Origin of the sequence: Geminocystis sp. NIES-3708, from assembly GCF_001548095.1 — a bacterium.
Classification (GTDB): Bacteria; Cyanobacteriota; Cyanobacteriia; order Cyanobacteriales; family Cyanobacteriaceae; genus Geminocystis.
On sequence record NZ_AP014815.1, the window covers coordinates 2,192,311 to 2,211,169 of the forward strand.

The window sequence follows — 18,859 nt, forward strand, 5'->3', positions numbered from 1 at the left end:
TATGACTACACTGTACGAAAAGTTAGGCGGAAAAGAAGCAGTTAACGTAGCTGTAGATATATTTTACGACAAAGTGTTAAAGGATGACCGAGTTAAAGATTTTTTTGTTAATACTGACATGGTAAAACAAAAAGCTCATCAAAAAGCCTTTATGACTTATGCTTTTGGCGGTAGTGATGGCTTTGATGGCAATGAGATGAGAAAAGCACATCAAGAATTAGTTGCTAATAAGGGTTTAACAGATATTCATTTTGATGCGATCGCTGAAAATCTTGTGATTACTTTACAAGAATTAAAGGTTGCACCAGATATCATAGATGAAGTAGTTAAAATTGTCGGTTCTGTACAACACAGAAATGATGTTCTTAACCGTTAATAATTGTAGAGAAAACACGATGATTCAAGCTAAAAATCCTAAGTTACAATGGTTTTATAGTCTTGAATCTTGATTCTTAATTTATGACGACAAATTGCGATCCTAATAAATATACTTCTCAACAAATTTCTGCATGGTTAAGAGGTTTACTCACCGTGGCTTATGCTGATGGTAATTTTGATCCTGAAGAAAAAGAATTTATTGCTAGTCTCACTCAAGATGAATTAATTCCTTGTACTGATTTAGGTAGTTTAGAAATCATTTCTCCTGAAGAATTAGCACAGGCTTTAGGAGAGGATATTAATACTAAAGAAAATTTTTTACGTACTGCGGTAATGATGGCGATCGCAAATGGTGTATATAGTCAACAAGAAGCGGATACAGTTCATCAATTTCAATCGGCACTAGGATTAGATTTAGAAGCGCTAAAATCTTTAGAATCAACCCTTTGGCATCCCGAAAATGAACAAATAGAAGAAGCAAATCATCCTGATTTATTGCAACCTGTGAAAAAATGGTTAGATGGCATGGATATAAATGATCCCAGAGTTGCTCGTTTTCTATGTAAAATGATTCCTCCTCAATGCCCTTTTGAACGAGATATTAAATTATTTGGGAAAAAAATAGTTCATATTCCACCCATGTGCAAATTAAATCCTTTATATGATCAAATGGTAGGTTTAAGATTTCGTTCTCTTTCTTTTCTGGCAGATGATTGTAATGAAGATATTACACCATACATATAAGCTGAAACGTATTTAATCTGAGCTTTTTACCTTTTTAAAAATTAGTAAAAATTTTAAAAACTATTACCCATTGCAACAGCACCTATTCCCTAAAAACTGAGATACGGTACAATAGGGATCTATTTTCAAATTTAGTCAAGAAGAAGACTAATCGTAGTTTATGAAATTTATCGATCAAGTAGAGATAGAAGCAGAAGCGGGAAAAGGTGGTGACGGGATTGTAGCCTTTCGTAGAGAAAAATATGTTCCAGCAGGTGGCCCTTCAGGAGGTAATGGTGGCAGAGGAGGCTCGATAATTTTTACAACGACTCCTAGACTACAAACTTTATTAGATTTTAAATATGCTCGTCGTTTTAAAGCAGATGATGGTGGTAGAGGAGGCCCAAATAATCGAACAGGTGCGGCAGGAAAAGATCTAATTTTAGAAATACCCTGTGGGACAATGATTTATGATGCACAAACAGAAGAATTAATTGCTGATTTGGTTCATCCAAATGAAACATTTTTAATCGCAAAAGGTGGCAAAGGTGGTTTAGGTAATCAGCATTTTCTCAGTAACAGTAACCGAGCTCCTGAATATGCTTTGCCCGGATTGGAAGGAGAGATTAAACAATTAAGGTTAGAATTGAAATTGTTAGCAGAAGTTGGTATTATCGGGCTTCCTAATGCTGGAAAATCAACTCTTATCTCTTCTCTATCTTCTGCTAAACCAAAAATTGCTGATTATCCTTTTACTACTCTTATACCTAACTTAGGAGTAGTTCGTAAACCTACTGGAGATGGTACGGTTTTTGCTGATATTCCGGGGTTGATTGAAGGTGCTTCTGAAGGTATTGGTTTAGGACACGATTTTTTACGTCATATTGAACGCACTCGTCTTTTAGTTCATTTAGTAGATGTTAATTCTGATGATCCTATCCATGATTATCAAGTTATTCAAGGAGAATTATCCGCTTATGGAAAAGGATTGTGCGATCGCCCTCAAATTATTGGATTGAACAAAATTGATTCTATTGATGAAGAAAGCCAAAATACCATCATCTCAGAGTTTCAAGCTTTGACGGATGATCCTATTTTCTTAATTTCTGCCGTTACAGGTTCAGGTTGTGATAGTCTTTTACAAGCAGTATGGAATCAACTAGATACCATGACGAAAGAATCAACTACCGAAATTAGTTTTTTAGAGAGTTTGCACACCTAAAATAATATTTTCAAGATTTTTTTTGATAAAATAATAATTTTATGCTATGAAATCAGAACCTGCCATCGCTACCATCGGATTAACAAAACAATTTGAAGGACATATCGCAGTTAATGATGTGGATTTACAAGTAAAAAAAGGCGATGTTTATGGTTTAATTGGTCCTAATGGTGCAGGAAAAACCACTTTAATTAGAATGTTAGCCGCCGCCGAAAATCCCACCAAAGGCGAAATTTACCTTAACGGCGATCGCCTTTTAATAGATGATAGTAACCGTTATTTAAAACAATATATCGGCTATCTTCCTGATGATTTTCCTTTATATGATGACTTGACGGTAATTAACTATTTAGAATATTTTGCAAGACTTTATAAGTTAAAACCTCCTCAACGTCGTCGCCGAATCGAAGAAGTTTTGGAATTAGTTAATCTCGAATCGAAATTTAATTCTTTAATTGCCACTCTTTCTCGTGGAATGAAACAGAGATTAAGTTTAGCACGTACTATTATCCATCAACCTATTATCTTACTATTAGATGAGCCTGTTTCTGGATTAGATCCCATTGCGAGGATGGAATTTCGGGAAACCATCAAAACCTTACAACAGGCACAGATGACTATTTTAATTTCTTCTCATGTTTTATCAGATTTAGCGGAATTATGCACATCAGTGGGCATTATGGAATTAGGTTGTTTAGTGGAAAATACTTCTTTACAGAATTTATATAGTCGTCTTAGTCGTCAACAAATCATTATTAAAATCTTAGGAGAATGGGATAAATTACAGGTAGAGCTACGTAATTGTGAGACAGTTAAAGCATGGGAAAAATTACCTGATGCACAAACAATAAAAGTAGAGTTTGTCGGTAATGATAATGATAGTGCAATGCTTTTAAAAAGTTTAATTAATGCTAATATTCCTGTCAGTAATTTTCATTGTCAACAGGAAGATTTAGAAAGTATTTTTTTAAAATTAGGACACAAACAAGTATCTTAAATAGGTAATAAAAAATCAATTTCTGGTCCAGATGGTACAATTCCTGTAGGATTAATGGTTTTATGACTTTCGTAATAATGTCTTTTTATATGTTGAAAATTAACAGTTTCTGCAATGCCTTCTATTTGATAAAGTTTTCGTAAATAATTCCAAATATTCGGATAATCAACTATACGACGAATATTACATTTAAAATGTCCTACATAAACTGCATCAAAACGAACTAAGGTAGTAAATAATCGCCAATCTGCCTCAGTAATGCGATCACCAATGAGATATTGTTGTGTTGACAGTTTGTTTTCTAGCCAATTCAGTGTCTCAAATAAAGGAGTTAATGCTTCTTCATAGGCTTGTTGAGTAGTAGCAAAACCGCATTTATAAACCCCATTATTAATATTGTGGTAAATACGATCATTTATACTATTAATTTCTTCTCTTAAACTCACTGGATAATAGTCACCTTCTTTTGCACCCATTTCATCAAAGGCACTGTTAAAAATTCTGATAATTTCTGAAGATTCATTATTGACGATAGTTTGAGTTTGTTTATCCCAAAGAACAGGAACTGTAACTCTACCTGTATAATTAGAATTAGCCTGAGTATATATTTGATAGAGATATTCAGCGTTGAATAAAGGATCAGATATTACCCCCTCTCCCGATGCAAATGTCCAGCCATTTTCTCCCATAAACCAATGAACAATAGAAATGGGTATAATGTTCTCTAACCCTTTTAAAGTCCGAAAAATTAAAGTTCGATGAGCCCAAGGACAAGCTAAAGAGATATAAAGATGATAACGTCCTAATTCTGCCTTAAATCCACTTTTTCCAGTTATTCCAGCACTACCATCAGGAGTGATCCAATTACGAAACTGAGATGCCTGACGGACAAATTTACCTTGAGTTTTACTTGTATCATACCATTGATCATGCCAAACACCATCAATTAAAAGTCCCATAATTTTTTTCGATTTTGATTAGTTGTTATGTATAGAGAAAATTAACAAACACTATTATTCTGATTAGAGTTAATTAAATGAACTAAATTTTGATTGATAGCTGTTTGTAACTTATTGCAAAAAATTTCCTTACTTTGTTGATAGTTTTCTGGTTTTTCGACAAAAATAACACTATCAACTTCTTTCATGGTAAACATTTGAAAAAGAATTTGACTAACGGGAATGCCCTGGGCAACAATATTACCATCATTAAGTTTACTATCGGGAAATTTTGCCGCATCTTCTACCGTTGGAAAGGCATAAATTACTTTTTTTTCTACTTCTGGATGTTGATCACTGGCTAAAATAGTTAGGACTAAATTATCTTCAAGGGTCTGTCTTAAATAATATTGACTATAATCAAGTTGATGAGCATAAGCACTAATGACAGGGATAACCCCATGCTCCATAATAATAGCAGGAACACCATAATTAGGTGCTTCGTTAATCAAATTTCTTAGTTGTTGATCTAAGTCCATAAATTCTCAAATCTTGTTTTTCCTCTTCTATCCTACATTAGTTTTTGAATTACGAACTTTTCTCATCTAAATAGGTTGCAAGGTTTTAGATAATAGACACGAGTGCAAAATAACAATTAAAATCTATTTAAGGTAAAAATTATTAGTTTTAATAACCATTACCTATTGACTTGTGTAAGAAATCTAAATAAATATTGCTAATTCCCAATTTCTAACAAAGGGTTTAAACCCTTTGCTAATTCCTCATTTTTAAATATTGGTTAACTCTTTTTCTTTGACGACTAGAATTTCATCAATTTTTGCGGTGTATTTATCCGTAATTTTTTGAATTTGATCTTGTAAATCACGAGATTCATCTTCAGAAATTTCGCTACTTTTTTCTTGTTTACGTACTTTTTCAATAGCGTCACGACGAACATTCCGAATAGCGACTTTTCCCTCTTCCGCATATTTCCCGGCTAACTTGACAAATTCTTGACGACGTTCAGTTGTAAGAGGAGGGATATTTAATCGAATTACTTGCCCGTCATTATTAGGGGTTAAACCAAGATCAGATAAGGAAATAGCTTTTTGTAATTGATTCATACTTCCTTTATCGAAAGGCTGAATTACAATAGTAGTGGCATCAGGGGTACTAATATTCGCCAAAGATTTTAAGGGAGTTTCCGCTCCATAATAATCTACCATGACTTTATCTAGTAAACTAGCATTAGCTCTACCGGTGCGAATGGTATTAAAATCTTGCTGTGTCTTTTCGACACTTTTTTGCATATTATCTCGAATTTCGTCAGTTAACTTCACAAAAACCTCCTACAGTAGTTCCTACTTTTTCTCCTTTTACTGCTCGAATAATATTACCGCGCTCGAAAAGGTTAAATACAATAATGGGGATGTTATTTTCTTTGCATAAAGCAATAGCAGTGCCATCCATAACCCTTAAATCTTGGGTCAACACATGATTATAATTCAATGTATCATAACGGTGAGCATTGGGATTTTTCATCGGATCAGAATCGTAAACTCCATCAACTTTGGTCGCTTTAAAAATTACTTGGGCATCAATTTCTGCCGCTCTTAAAGCTGCCGTAGTATCAGTTGTAAAAAATGGATTACCTGATCCAGCTCCAAATATTACTACTCTACCTAATTCCAGATGACGAATAGCTTTACGACGAATATAAGGTTCTGCTACTTCTTGCATAGCGATGGCAGTTTGAACTCTAGTGGGAACATTTCTTCTTTCTAAAGCATCCTGTAAAGTCATCGCATTCATAACTGTAGCAATCATCCCGACATAATCTGCCGTAGCTCGATCCATACCATCCGCAGAAGCTTTAACCCCACGAAAAATATTACCACCGCCTACAACAATGGCAACTTCTACGTTTAGCTGAACTACTTCTGCAATATCTTCTGCAATATCAGCAACTACTTTGGGATCGATGCCATAGCCCAAATCTCCCATTAATGCTTCACCGCTTAATTTGAGTAAAATCCTTTGGTAAGTCATTGTTTTGTTGCCTTTTTCTTTGATTAATTCTTCAGTTAAGATAGCAGTTTTTGTCTCTTAATTTTAATGGTGCTTAAATAATTTACCCTATTTTACGTGAGTTAGACATAAAATTATTAGTAACAACTGACTCTGGTTGACAAGCAGACAGTCCGACAGGGGGATTATATTTCTTTTGAATCAATAAAATTCTCTCAAAAGTGCATCGAATATTGAGAAGTTTTCTTCCATTCTACTTGTCCACTTGTCTCGTCTTTACTATTTTTCTTCTGTCGAATTCAGATTATTTTGGCGAAACTCTTAATTATTACCATCAATCAGTAATTTCTAATTTGACAAAAGACAATGGAAAAGTAATAGTTAAAATGTTAATTGTTAAACGTTCACTGTCAATATGACTCAAGCAGAATATTCACCAGAAGAAACCAAATCGCCTCTGTTGTATTGGCGTAAAACAAGCATCATCGGTAAATTTGTTGGTTTATTATCCCATTGGCACTCTAGTAGTTATCTTTTAAGTTATCAAGATATTATTGCTACTATTTTTATTTGTTTAGTAATTATTGCCGCACCTTTTACAAATAATACTCTTATCGGTTTAATTTTATTTGCCAGTGGTGCATTTTGGCTGTTATTAACGATTTCGGAAGTCAAAACGAATCAAATAACAGCTATTCATCTGTGGATATTCGCTTATTGGTTAATTTCGGTGGTAGCCACTGCTTTTTCTCCTTTAAAATCTGAAGCATTATCAGGTTTAATTAAATTCACTCTTTATCTGTTCTTTTTTGCTTTAGCGACAAGGGTTTTTCGCCACCCAAAATTGCTATCTTGGATCACAACATTCTATCTTTTAATTTCTTTAATCGTTAGCAGTTATGGAGTTAGACAACAATTTATCGGTGTAAAACCTCTAGCTACATGGAATGATCCTACTTCACCTTTGGCTGATGCTACCAGAGTTTATAGTTATTTAGGAAATCCCAATTTATTAGGCAGTTATTTAATTCCAGCAGTGGCTTTTTCTGTTGCGGCTTTGATTATCTGGCAAACTTTACCACAAAAAATCTTCGCTGGTTTTGCTTTAACAATTAATATTGCCTGTATTTATTTTACTGGTAGTCGTGGTTCATGGTTAGCTTTAGTTGCCACAGGAATAGTCTTTTTATTAGCGTTTAAATTTTGGTGGAATGATTATTTATCACCGTTTTGGCGTAAATGGCTAATTCCTATCGCTATAGGTAGTTTTATTGTCTTAGTTGTCGTTGGTGCAATTTTTAGTGAAACATTGAGATTAAGAATTTTTAGCCTGTTTTCTGGCAGAGGAGACAGTAGTAATAATTTTCGCATCAATGTCTGGAACTCTGCATTTAAAATGTTTCAAGATTATCCTTTGATTGGAATAGGACCAGGAAACGAGGTTTTTAATAAAATTTATCCCAATTATATGCAAACAAAATTTACTGCTTTAAGTGCTTATTCTATTTTTCTCGAAATCACTCTTGAAACAGGTTTAATAGGTATTATGAGCTTTTTAGGGGTGATTATAGCTACTTTTCAAAGGGGAATAAGAATCATTAAAAACTTTCAACTTAAAAATGATTCACAAGCTATGTGGGTAATTGCTGCCCTTGCGGGGATGACTGGTTTAGCCACTCAAGGCTTATTTGATACAGTTTGGTATCGCCCTCAAGTCAATACATTGTGGTGGTTATCTATCGCTGTTATTGCTTCTTTTCCTGTGTTGAATATCTCTGGAGATAATGATGTTAACTGATTTATCTACTAATTTTATTTCCATCAGCGTGGTTGCTGTTTATTTAACAATTCTCTTATTCATCGCTGAAATCTTTAGTCGTTATCAAAAAATCGATGCGGAATTAAGTCGCAAAATAGTTCATATCGGTACTGGTAATGTTATCTTATTGGCGTGGTGGCTAAATATTCCCGCTTCTATCATTATCCTTGCTTCTATTGTTGCAGGTTTAGTGGCGATCGCTTCCTATTTTTTACCTATCTTATCAAGTATTAATGGAGTAGGAAGAAAAAGTTTAGGCACATTATTTTATGCAATAAGTATCGGAATTTTAACAGCATTATTTTGGCAAAGTGGGCAACAACAATATACTGCCATAGGAATTTTAATCATGAGTTATGGCGATGGCATGGCAGCATTAATTGGCAAAAAATGGGGTAAAAATCCTTATCAACTATGGGGAAATAAAAAAAGTTGGGAAGGATCATTGACAATGACATTAGTTAGTATTTTAGTAGGAATTTTTATTTTTACTTTTACCAGTGATTGGCAATGGCAAAATTTAATTATTATTGTAATTGTAGGAGTATTTGCTACTATTTTAGAAACAATTTCTTATATTGGCATCGATAATTTAACTGTGCCTGTAGGGAGTGGAATTATGACTTATTATCTACAATTGATGTTGAAGTAAAGATTAAGAGACTAGAAGATTACCTCTGTCAGACAAAATAAGAATGGTGAAAATAAGACAAGTGCACAAGTAGAATGCTAGATAAATTACTAATATTTGTGCTTTTTTAAAATAACTTTATTGATTCATGAAAAATATAATCTATTTGTCTGCCTGTCAAAGAGAGTCAGTAATTATCTATTTTTATCTCAAACTCAGTTAGAAAATTAGGAAGATGTTACGCAGGAAAATTAGTGTTTTTTTGAAAAAATTAATTAAGATTTTTAGTCAATTCTTAATATTATTTCCTATCCCTTACCAAAAAACTTTTTCATAACACCCTAATTAACAATTTAAGAATTTAAAAAAAATGCTATTTTCTCTATGGCTTCTTTTAAAATGTCTGGTGGTTTAACTAACGCAAATCTTACATAACCTTCCCCATTATTACCAAAACCTGCTCCGGGAGATAATGCAACTCCAGTATTTTTAACTAATTCTACACAGAATTTGATGGAATCTTTTTGCCATTTTTCGGGAAGTTTCGCCCAGACATATAAAGTAGCGTTGGGTATAGATACATTCCAACCAATTTTATTCAATTCTGTTACTAAAAAATCTCTTCTTTCTTGATATATTTTAACGGTTTCACTTACACATTCCTGAGAAGAAGTTAAGGCAGTAATTGCACCTTCTAAAATGCCTTTATATTGGTTAAAATCAACAATGGATTTAATCTGTTTTAAAGCCGTAATTAATTGTGGATTTCCAATAGCAAAACCGATTCTAAATCCTCCCATATTATAAGATTTAGAAAAAGTAAAAAACTCAATAGATATTTCTTTTTTGCTATCAACTTGTAAAATTGAAGGGGGTTGATTTTCATCAAAAACAATATCAACATAGGGAAAATCATGTACTAAAATGATATTGTTGATTTTACAAAATTCTACAGCTGATGTAAAAAAATCTAAAGAAGCTGTTGCCGTTGTCGGATTATGAGGATAACTTAAAACCATCATTTTAGCTTGAGTTAAAATCTGTTGGGGAATATCATTAAATATAGGTAAAAAATTATTTTCAGCTAATAAGGGCATCGAGTAAATTTTTCCACCCGCAAGGTAAATTCCACCAGCATGGGAGGGATAACCCGGATCTAATAATAGGGCATAATCTCCTTCATTTAAGATAGCTAAAGGAAAGTGTGCTGTACCTTCTTGACAGCCAATTAAAGGTATAACTTCTGTTTGCCAATCGATAAAAACACCAAATCTTTTTTCATACCAATTAGCCACAATTTTTCTAAATTCTGCTGTGCCACCATGTAATAAATAACCATGATTTTCAGGATTACTAAGAGATTTTTCAATAGTTTTAATAATATGTATAGAAGTTGGTAAATCTGATGAGCCTAAAGATAAATCTATAATTTTTTTACCTTGGGAAATTGCTTCTGTTTTCGCTGTGTCCATATCTGCAAAAACATTTTTTTCTAAAGGTTTTATTCTTTCTGATAATTGCATAAGTTAATGATTTTGAATAAATATATTGTTATTTTTTGGGTGAATACTATTCACCCCTATAAATTTCAAATTTCTTTTTAATTGCTAATTTTTAAATTAATTAAATACTTGTCTCAATAAATTCTTTTAATTTATCTTTACCTATCGCACCTTCAAGACTGCTAACAATTTCACCTTGTTTAAATACTCTTAAAGCTGGTACACCTTCTACTTTACAATTAGCTACAGTTTCAGGATTAGCGTCCACTTCTAGTTTAACAACTTTGAGGCGATCACCATAATTTTCTGCTGCCCAATTAATAGAAGGTGACACAAGACGACAAGGGCCACACCAACTCGCCCAAAAATAGGCTAAAACTGTTTGATTTTCATTGATTACTTCATCTTGAAACTGAGAGTCATTAATTTCAATTACTTTACTCATGATTGCTAATTTTTGATAAAATTTTCATTGATAACGGTTAATAGTCCTCGATAGAAATTAAGATGAGAACATTTATGATCTTACTCCACAATGAACAATGAACAGTTAATGTTCACTAATTTTTTTAAAAGAAAATATTCCGTGGTAAAAATGTCAATTATTCCACTTATTAAAAGAAATTTTTTGCTTTTCTTTGAGATTAAAAACATCAGGATTAACCAATTCAATTTTCCCTTCCTCAATACGCCAAACATTATCAGCAATATCAACTAAATCACTAGCATCATGAGTAACAATCAATAAAGTCCAATGTTGTTTTAATCTTGATAATAAATTAACTAATTGTTCTTTCATTAACCAGTCTAAACCAGCCGTTGGCTCATCTAATAATAAAATATTCGGCTGACGAATTAACTGCACAGCTAAAGATAATCGTCGCTGTTGTCCTCACGGTATTTTAATGAGGTTTATTCTGTTTAATTTAATAAGGTATATTTAAGCCATTTTTAAGCCACTAACATCCTAGCATATGTGTCTGTGGTTATCAAGAAATATTTAATTTTTTAGTAAAAATAATATTAATTAGTAATAATAATTAGTAGTCAATAATTAGGGGATAAGATATAATAATAATAGGTAAAATTTAAGATTAAGGAATACTTAATAATGAGTGATAATACTATGGTTATTGAACTTGAGGAAAAAGTTGCTGATTATGCTTTTCAGATTAGGGATATGATTAATGAGTTGAATAATAATGAAAATTTAGATAAAGATTTACTTTTTATGTTTGATGATATAGCAGGAGAAGAAATCAGGATATACCAAAGATTATTTAAAGTATCCGAGGCTTCGGGTAATCCCCCCTGAGCTTGTGTTAGTAGCTTAGGGTAGCTGGTGTACATTTTTTCTGGTTTTTATTGCAGGGAAATTAAAGGTAAGGTTCAGAGTCATCTAGGGTGATTGATAAGCTATAGTCCTCCTCGTCATTATCTGTAATGTCTGATATTCTGTAAAGTAATTTATCGATAATCTGTAAAGTGCTGGTGACTTCCTTAAAGTTTGTAAATCCTATACTAGAGCTTCTGATAAGTTTCTTGAGCAATACTAAGCCTTTTTCGAGGTCTTCTGTAAGTAAAGTTATGGTATCCATTTATTTTAGGTATTCATTGATTTCTTCGTTAATTTCAGGAAGAATTGAGGGATTGATAAAGCTATAACTACACTTACTGATTGTGTTCAGTAAATTATTAATTGAAGTTGATAGGACTGATTCTTCTTTCATGGTACGGGTAATCTTGGTTAGAGCTATTTGCCTTTGGATGGAGTGTACACACTCTTTGATTAAGTCCCGTACCAGAGTCTCTGTATTATCTACGTTAATCTCTGGTAGTAGAGTATCGATGTTTTCAGGATTAAAGTCTGCTGTAATTTCCTCTACTTCTTGTAAAAGGTGGTATCTTCTGTGGGTAGCTAATTTACTGGTGGAGGTGAAAAAGTTAAAAGATTGACACATTTCTTTGATTTTGTCTGCCCTTTCCCCTTTGATTAGTAGGTGGTCAATTCTGTCAAGTAAAATTAACCCGTCACCTCCCTGTTTAGCTAATGCACATATCTCACATTTATCTGACCGTTTTCCTACCATTTACTTTTAATTACTACCATAATATAATATGAACTAGGAATGAGCGAGATTACCTTAATCTGTACAAGGGTTGGTAAAGTTGTAAGAGTTGATGGTGTAAGGCTCAAAAATTATATTTAAGATTTTCTTTGAGTCTCCATGTATAAAAGCAGTTAATCATATATATTACTCTATAGTTATACAGTTATACAATGATTAATCTCTATATATCAGGAAAATAGGGAAGTGAGGAAGTGTCTGGGAGAATTGCAAGTAATTTAAGGGTACTATCGCCCAATACTATTGTATAGAATTTTTTTGTTAAGTTTAATTTTGCCCTCCTGTTTGGGGGTTTTTTTTCTATTTACCCTGTCACTCTAATGAATCAAAGAATAGTGTTGTTTAAAGCCCTTAGAGAGTATAAAGAAACTATCCTTAAAGGTGTAGCTCTGAATAGGTTAAGTACTCAAGAACTAGAAAATATACACCAATATATTAAGGCTAATGAGGGGAGTATTAGGGAAAATATAAAGATTGAGAAAAAGAATATTGATAGCCTGATAAATAGGAATAAGCTACTAAAACAAAGGTCTGATTTACAGAAAAAGACTTTTAACCTTGAAGTAACTCAAGGAGATTTACTAGAGAAATATTTAGGTAATCAGCAAGAAATAAGGGAAAAGAAAAGAGATTTAGTGTTACAGCAAGGGGCTGTTGGTGGTAAAACCTCAACAACACTGAATGGCTCGGTCATGTTTGTGAGGGAATTGGAGAAAATCAGGTTAGATGCCTTCAGAGAATTACGGCAACTACAGGGATTAAGAAAAGGTAGTATAAATGAAACAATAGGTAAGGAGTCAGATAAGGTTAAGCCGTTACAGGAAAATATAAAGGTAATTATTGATAAGTTATCGAGCCAAGTTTTAGATAAACAGAAGATTAAGGAAGAGATAATAAGACAGGAAGCAAAGAATTATACTACCAGATTAATGTTAGAAATACCAAAATCTATTAGAGATGGTTTTCAGGGTATAATTAATAATAACAATAATAATATTTTAGGTGGCAATAATCTTAGTAATATTCAGTCTGCTTATCAAGGGTTTGGGGAAAATATTAAGGGGGTATATGAGAAATTAGCTACTATTAATTTTCTTAATAAATCAGGTATAACTAATCAAAATACTGAGGTAATTAAGGGGTTTTTAGGGGATAATGTTGGTAAATTATTTCAGGACTCTATAAAGTCTGTTTTACAGGATATTAAACAGGAGATAAAAGGCTTTTTTAATGCACTAAAAGAATCAATTAATAATCTTAATAATAGTATTCAAAATAAGTTACCAAGAGCTTACCCTGATATAGTAAGAGAACTTAATAATATTCAGAAGGATAGGGATAAAAGTAAGGAAAATACTAGAAATGAGATAGAGAAATTAACTGTTAGTAAGTCTATCTTAGGGGTTGATAATATCCTGAATAAACTAGAGCAAAGGGTTAATAATTCTGTGGATAATCCTGACCCTTTCGCTAGGGTAAATGATACTATTGCTACAGTTATTAATGGGGTAAAATCTGGTATAATTGATAAACAAATAGCATCTCTAATTTTAAAGGATAAAGCAGAGGAAAATTTAACTAAAATCAGTGAGAAAGGGTCTGTCTTAAGATTTATTGATGGTATTGTAAATGATTCTAGGGATTTGGTTAATGGGGGTAATGATAGGGTAAATGAGGTAAATAAAACTGTTAGATATTCTGATAAGGAAACAGGGAAATATCAGGGGATAATTGAGACTTTAAATAATCAAAAAGTTAAGGCAATTGTCGATAATGATATTAAATTATTACAGTCTGTAAATCTTGCTATTACTCAAACTGAAGATGCTATTAATTCCCTTGAGTTTAGTAGAAAAGATGCGATTGCAAAATTCAAAGCTAGTTTTGCTGATATTGATAATGATTACTTAAATATTTACACTAAAACTCTTGATAGTAATTTTGAGAATACTAAGGAAATAATTAGTAATCAGTCTGATAGTTTCTTTGCTAATAGAAGAATACTTGAGCTAGAGTTAGAGAAAACTAGGGAGTCTGCTACTGCTAAGATTGATTTTATTGATAGTAAAATTGCTGACATAATTTCTGCTCCTGTACCTACTGATAAAGCATCGATGGAGACTGACAGGGAAGAAAGAAAGATAAAAATTGCTAAATTGGAGTTTGATAAACAACAACTCGAAAGGTCTGTTAGTAGTGTTGAGGATAAATTAAAAAATTTAGGTGATTTATTTGGTAAGGTTTTTAGAGAAATTGGTAATAGTGTTACGGATTCTATTAAGGGCTTTTTTGATGGTATTATTGATGGAAGAGATAATGCTTTAGATGCTATTCGTGATATTCCTAAACTAATTCAAAAAATACTGGTACGCAATCTCATTGATAGGTTTATTGCTCCTTTCTTTAAGCCTTTTAGTGAGCCTGATAAAACTAAGGTAGCATTGCAGAAGTCGGATGTACCTTCTTTGGACTTTGATACGGTAGGGATAAAGTTAGATAGACTTATACTTGAATTATCAGAGAACTACTCGAAACAATCTGATGTTGTGGCGAACCAGTTTGATAGTGCTGTCAGTAGTATGGAGCAATCTACCACAGAGTTATTGGAGAAGGTAGAAAAGATAAAGATTGATTTTCCCTTTGAGGAGTTGGATAAATTTTATAGGGACTTACTGGATAAATTAGCTAATACTGTAAACCTTGAAACAGTTAATAGTTCTATTGTAGCTATTGAAGGTATCCTTAAGGGTATTAGTGGTAAATTAGATAAATTAGTAGGAAATAAGAGTAATTATAGTATTAATACTGAAAATGAGAAACTCAAGACTATAAATCAGGAAATAAAGAATAATATTAGTAAAAATCAGGGAAATGTTACTACTTCAAATAATATCAATAATAATAACCCTAATAACCCCGAACTTGACGAGAGTGCGAATGATTCATCTAAATTAGATTCTGATATGCAATGGTATATTGACCAAGTAAATTTAGAACGAAAACAGAAAAAGGAAGAGGAGAATTTAAAGGAAATAGGTAAGGATTCCTTAGAGATAGGATTGTCAGGGGTTTTAGGAAGTCTGTTATTGGGGTTAGTAAATAAACTCAAAAAGGATAAGGATAAAAAAGATAAGGATGATGATGACGATAATAGTACTGGCGGTGAACAGGAAGGGGAGTCTTTAAATATTGATGACACTATACAAGAATTACTGGAAATTGCTTCTCAGTTAGAGGACTTATTCACTGACAATGAGATGGAGGGCATAAGACGGGCTGTAAGAAATAGAAATATACCGAAAATCATTAGAATTATCCGCCACCGTGCTAATGAAAAAGGAGAGGGTAGAACTGTAGATGACCAACTAAAGGATATGGGGTTATCTTTCTTTAAATCTCCTGAAGGTGTATCTGGTTTGTCCTCTAATATATTAGGTGAGCAAGGATTGACAGAGCTTTATAGTGTTTTAGTTACCCTCAGTAGTACCTTATTGAGTACTAATAGTTTATTGCAGACTACTAACAGTTTGTTACAAAATCTGAATGTAAGTGATAATACTTCTAACTTACCTTTATCAGTTAATCAAGGGGGTATAAAGTCTTCTTTTAGTGACATTTATAATCCTAATAGTAGCATTAATAGAGCTTTCTCAACTTCTAATGGTTCGGTAAATCCCTCTCAAGGAGTCTCTGATACTACTAAAATACCTTTTACTAACCCTTCTAAAGTACCTGTAGCTAATACCCCTAAAGTAAACCCGAATACTCCTCAATATAATAGTTTAGGTCAACAAATTCCTAATGTTGTTTATGAGCAGTTAATAAATGCCCCTGAAGGTTCTACCACTAGATTAAAGGTTGGTAAGGACTTTAAATATTTCATTAGGACTGCTAAAAATGTTGCTCAGACTTCGGTAAATTCCAAATACACTCCTACGGGTTCTACTTTGCAATATACTGTAGCTCTTAATAAACAAGGGTTGCCTATTCTTACTAATGCTGGTATGCAGTTTGTACCTACTAATCCTACTGCTAATAACCCTAAACCAGTAAACAATGAAAATAAGGGTAATATGTCTGTTACCTCTAATACTCCTGCTGTTAATTCTGTGGGTAAGGTATTAGCTAATGTGATGACGGCTGATAATAAATTCTGGTCTTGGTTAGCTAATGGTATCTCGAGTAATAAAACTGCTAGTTCTGTTGAAGCATGGTTAAGGGTGGATGGTAATGCAGAGAAAATACAAAAGGCTGGTCTAACAATAGGGTCTATTTTAGCTTTGGTAAAATCTGGGGGATTAACTGGTCTTTTAGGTACAGGGATGAAAGGTGTAGGGGCTTTAGGACTCTTAAAGGGTTTATTTGGGTTTAATGATGGTGGTACTGTAGGTGGTTATGGTTTAGTTAATGCGGCACTTACCCCTAATGAGTTAGTTATCCCTGCTAGTCAAGCTAAAACTATTGGTTATGATAATTTAGAGTTAATCAATAATCTCCATAAAGGTAATGTTTTCTCTGGGGGTGGTAAGGTTAAAGGTGGTAATTCCTACTTAGGTGATACTATCCCTGCTTTACTTGAAGGGGGTAGTTTTGTTGTTAATAATACTACTGCTGATTTATTGGCGAACCATGTTGATAATAAGTTTATGGGGGGGATATTTGGTAAACAAGACTACTCCAAATATAATGATACTAACCTTTTTGGCACTAAGGGTTTAATGCCCTTTATTGGTGGTTTGGGTACTTTAGGTTTGCAGTTATGGGGGATTATGAACCCTGCCCCTGACCCTAAGAAAGCTAAGAAGTTACAGTATAAAAGAATTAAAGCCTTTGCGATGCTTAATGAGGTAGAAAAATCTGAAGGGGCATATCTAAAGGATAAGGACGGTAATCCTACTTACTGGCAAACTCGTAATGAAGGGGGTATTATCCAGAGACTAAATGAGGGGGGAGAAGTTTTTTCTAATGTTTCTGATATTGAAAAAACTATTACCAAGAATACTCCTGAAAAACCTAAAACTTGGTTAGATTATTTACCTATGGTTGCTATGACGGGTTTAAGTTTTTTAGCTGGTAAGAAAAAAGACCCTAATCAAGAGCAAGAAAGAATAGCTGAAAAAGAAAGAATTAAATCATTAACAGAGTTTGGAAATGACCCATTTTTAGCCAATAAAAGAATAACTAATTGGATGAAAAAAAGAGGGGATATTTTAGCTGTAACTAAAGGGTTATTATCAAGGAAAGATGTTAAGGATTATAGTAAAATAAATAAGAGAAATATAGGGGGTATAATAGATTATTTACCTGATAATATTAAGAGTTTACCTAATCCTAATTTATTTAGTGATAACTTAGCTAAAGGTAGAATATTTAAAGGTTCTGGTTTGCTTAAGGGATGGGGTAATAGTAATTTAAGGGATGTAATCCCTGCTCAGTTAAAGGCTGGTGATTACGTGGTAAATGCTGATTCTACCCGAATTTTAAGAAATAATAATCCTAAATTATACAGTAAATTAACTAAACTAAATTCAGGGGGTATGTTTGGGGTTAATCCTAATTTTTCAGATACTAAAGGAGTTATAAATATAGATAATCCTATTGATTTAACTCCTGTATCTTTATGGGGTAATACTAAAAAATTCTTTAGGGGAATTAAACAAAAATCAGGTAATTTTGATAACAATAAAATAGTTAAAGATTTTTATAAAAATATCAAAAAGTCTGCTGAAAATTCTGTAATTGAAACAAAAAATCTGAGTAAGAATATTAGAAAGTCTGTTGAAGAGGTAACAGAAGCTAATAAGTCATTTAATCTGGGAAATTTGGGGGGTAAGGAGTTAACAAGATTTATGATGCCTGAGATGATGGGTAAATCTGAGAGTTGGGGGTTAGGGGATCAGGTAAGTAACTTTAATTACACTGATACTAATGGGTTGAGGGATGTAGGGCTAAATATAGATAATTTACCTCAAAGTTTGGGGATGGATTCTTTAAAAATGTACTCTAATGACTCGGAAAGAATTACTAATAATATTAAAGGTATTGAGTCTGTTCCTAATTCTGTTGGTTTAGCTATGGACAAGATACCTGATAGTTTTGCCCGTGCTTTTAATGATTCTAATATGACTCCTCAAGAAATTACAGTAGATTACAATGTTAAACGGATTAATAACGTTGATTATGTGTCGAAGGAAGAATTTATGGCAGGTATTAATTACGCTTCTCAAGCAGGGGCAAATATTATTCAAAATAAACTTAAATTTAACCCTAATTACCGTAAAAATTTAGGCTTTTAAGATTCGTGGTAGCTATGGTAGTAATTAAAAGTAAATGGTAGTTACTAAAAAACCCTGTTGAAGTGGCAGGGTAATAAATAATAGTATTCACTTAGTTTAACAAGACAGTATTAGGGTGGGCGATTTGTTTGTTAATTGTTAATTGTTAATTGTTAATTACTGACGCTAGAAATACTTGATATTATGGGTTTTAGTG

The 18,859-nt window shown here is 32.8% G+C and carries 15 protein-coding genes and 1 pseudogene; 8 read left to right on the forward strand and 8 right to left on the reverse strand.

Going from position 1 to position 18,859, the window contains the following annotated elements; translation table 11 throughout:
- The first annotated feature begins 1 nt into the window (after position 1).
- The 4 genes from GM3708_RS09695 to GM3708_RS09710 all read left to right on the forward strand — a co-directional run bounded on the left by GM3708_RS09695 (position 2) and on the right by GM3708_RS09710 (position 3,320).
- Positions 2-376, forward strand: a complete 375-nt coding sequence (locus GM3708_RS09695; protein ID WP_066346116.1) for a group 1 truncated hemoglobin — start codon at positions 2-4, stop codon at positions 374-376.
- A gap of 83 nt (positions 377-459) precedes the next feature.
- A complete protein-coding gene (locus GM3708_RS09700; protein WP_066346119.1) occupies positions 460-1,122 on the forward strand; it encodes a Mo-dependent nitrogenase C-terminal domain-containing protein in 663 nt (220 codons plus the stop codon).
- 160 nt (positions 1,123-1,282) lie between these two features.
- On the forward strand, positions 1,283-2,323 hold the full coding sequence (gene obgE / locus GM3708_RS09705; RefSeq protein ID WP_066346121.1) for a GTPase ObgE: 1,041 nt from the start codon (positions 1,283-1,285) through the stop codon (positions 2,321-2,323).
- 46 nt (positions 2,324-2,369) lie between these two features.
- On the forward strand, positions 2,370-3,320 hold the full coding sequence (locus GM3708_RS09710; protein ID WP_066346123.1) for an ABC transporter ATP-binding protein: 951 nt from the start codon (positions 2,370-2,372) through the stop codon (positions 3,318-3,320).
- Here the strand turns inward: GM3708_RS09710 and GM3708_RS09715 are convergent.
- From GM3708_RS09715 to pyrH, 4 genes are all read right to left on the reverse strand, one after another.
- A complete protein-coding gene (locus GM3708_RS09715) occupies positions 3,317-4,279 on the reverse strand; it encodes a glutathione S-transferase family protein (protein ID WP_066346126.1) in 963 nt (320 codons plus the stop codon). The genes GM3708_RS09710 and GM3708_RS09715 overlap by 4 nt on opposite strands.
- A 41-nt stretch (positions 4,280-4,320) precedes the next feature.
- On the reverse strand, positions 4,321-4,797 hold the full coding sequence (locus GM3708_RS09720; RefSeq protein WP_066346129.1) for a hypothetical protein: 477 nt from the start codon (positions 4,795-4,797) through the stop codon (positions 4,321-4,323).
- A gap of 249 nt (positions 4,798-5,046) precedes the next feature.
- Positions 5,047-5,568, reverse strand: a complete 522-nt coding sequence (gene frr / locus GM3708_RS09725) for a ribosome recycling factor (protein ID WP_396229668.1) — start codon at positions 5,566-5,568, stop codon at positions 5,047-5,049.
- 16 nt (positions 5,569-5,584) lie between these two features.
- Positions 5,585-6,307 (reverse strand): UMP kinase, encoded by a 723-nt coding sequence (pyrH, locus tag GM3708_RS09730; protein WP_066346139.1) that lies wholly within the window; start codon positions 6,305-6,307, stop codon positions 5,585-5,587.
- A gap of 394 nt (positions 6,308-6,701) precedes the next feature.
- Between pyrH and GM3708_RS09735 the strand changes: the two genes are divergently transcribed.
- Both GM3708_RS09735 and GM3708_RS09740 read left to right on the forward strand, forming a co-directional pair.
- Positions 6,702-8,084, forward strand: a complete 1,383-nt coding sequence (locus tag GM3708_RS09735; protein WP_066346148.1) for an IctB family putative bicarbonate transporter — start codon at positions 6,702-6,704, stop codon at positions 8,082-8,084.
- The gene (locus GM3708_RS09740; RefSeq protein ID WP_066346151.1) at positions 8,074-8,757 is read left to right on the forward strand and encodes a diacylglycerol/polyprenol kinase family protein; all 684 of its coding nucleotides are present in this window, start codon (positions 8,074-8,076) and stop codon (positions 8,755-8,757) included. The genes GM3708_RS09735 and GM3708_RS09740 overlap by 11 nt, the downstream gene beginning before the upstream one ends.
- Before the next feature lie 332 nt (positions 8,758-9,089).
- On the opposite strand, the gene GM3708_RS09745 is transcribed toward GM3708_RS09740, so the two are convergent.
- The 3 genes and pseudogenes from GM3708_RS09745 to GM3708_RS09755 all read right to left on the reverse strand — a co-directional run.
- Positions 9,090-10,259 (reverse strand): LL-diaminopimelate aminotransferase, encoded by a 1,170-nt coding sequence (locus tag GM3708_RS09745; protein WP_066346154.1) that lies wholly within the window; start codon positions 10,257-10,259, stop codon positions 9,090-9,092.
- Positions 10,260-10,359: 100 nt separating this feature from the next.
- Positions 10,360-10,683, reverse strand: a complete 324-nt coding sequence (locus GM3708_RS09750; RefSeq protein ID WP_066346156.1) for a co-chaperone YbbN — start codon at positions 10,681-10,683, stop codon at positions 10,360-10,362.
- Positions 10,684-10,836: 153 nt separating this feature from the next.
- Positions 10,837-11,130: pseudogene (locus tag GM3708_RS09755) on the reverse strand (ATP-binding cassette domain-containing protein); the annotation flags it as partial.
- A 219-nt stretch (positions 11,131-11,349) separates the two neighbouring features.
- Between GM3708_RS09755 and GM3708_RS09760 the strand changes: the two are divergent.
- Entirely contained in the window at positions 11,350-11,553 is a 204-nt protein-coding gene (locus GM3708_RS09760; protein WP_066346158.1) for a hypothetical protein, read from the forward strand.
- Positions 11,554-11,836: 283 nt separating this feature from the next.
- On the opposite strand, the gene GM3708_RS09770 is transcribed toward GM3708_RS09760, so the two are convergent.
- Positions 11,837-12,328, reverse strand: a complete 492-nt coding sequence (locus tag GM3708_RS09770; RefSeq protein WP_066346162.1) for a hypothetical protein — start codon at positions 12,326-12,328, stop codon at positions 11,837-11,839.
- Positions 12,329-12,687: 359 nt separating this feature from the next.
- Between GM3708_RS09770 and GM3708_RS09775 the strand changes: the two genes are divergently transcribed.
- Positions 12,688-18,663, forward strand: coding sequence for a hypothetical protein (locus tag GM3708_RS09775; RefSeq protein WP_144439303.1), 5,976 nt, complete (start codon positions 12,688-12,690; stop codon positions 18,661-18,663).
- Positions 18,664-18,859 lie beyond the last annotated feature (196 nt).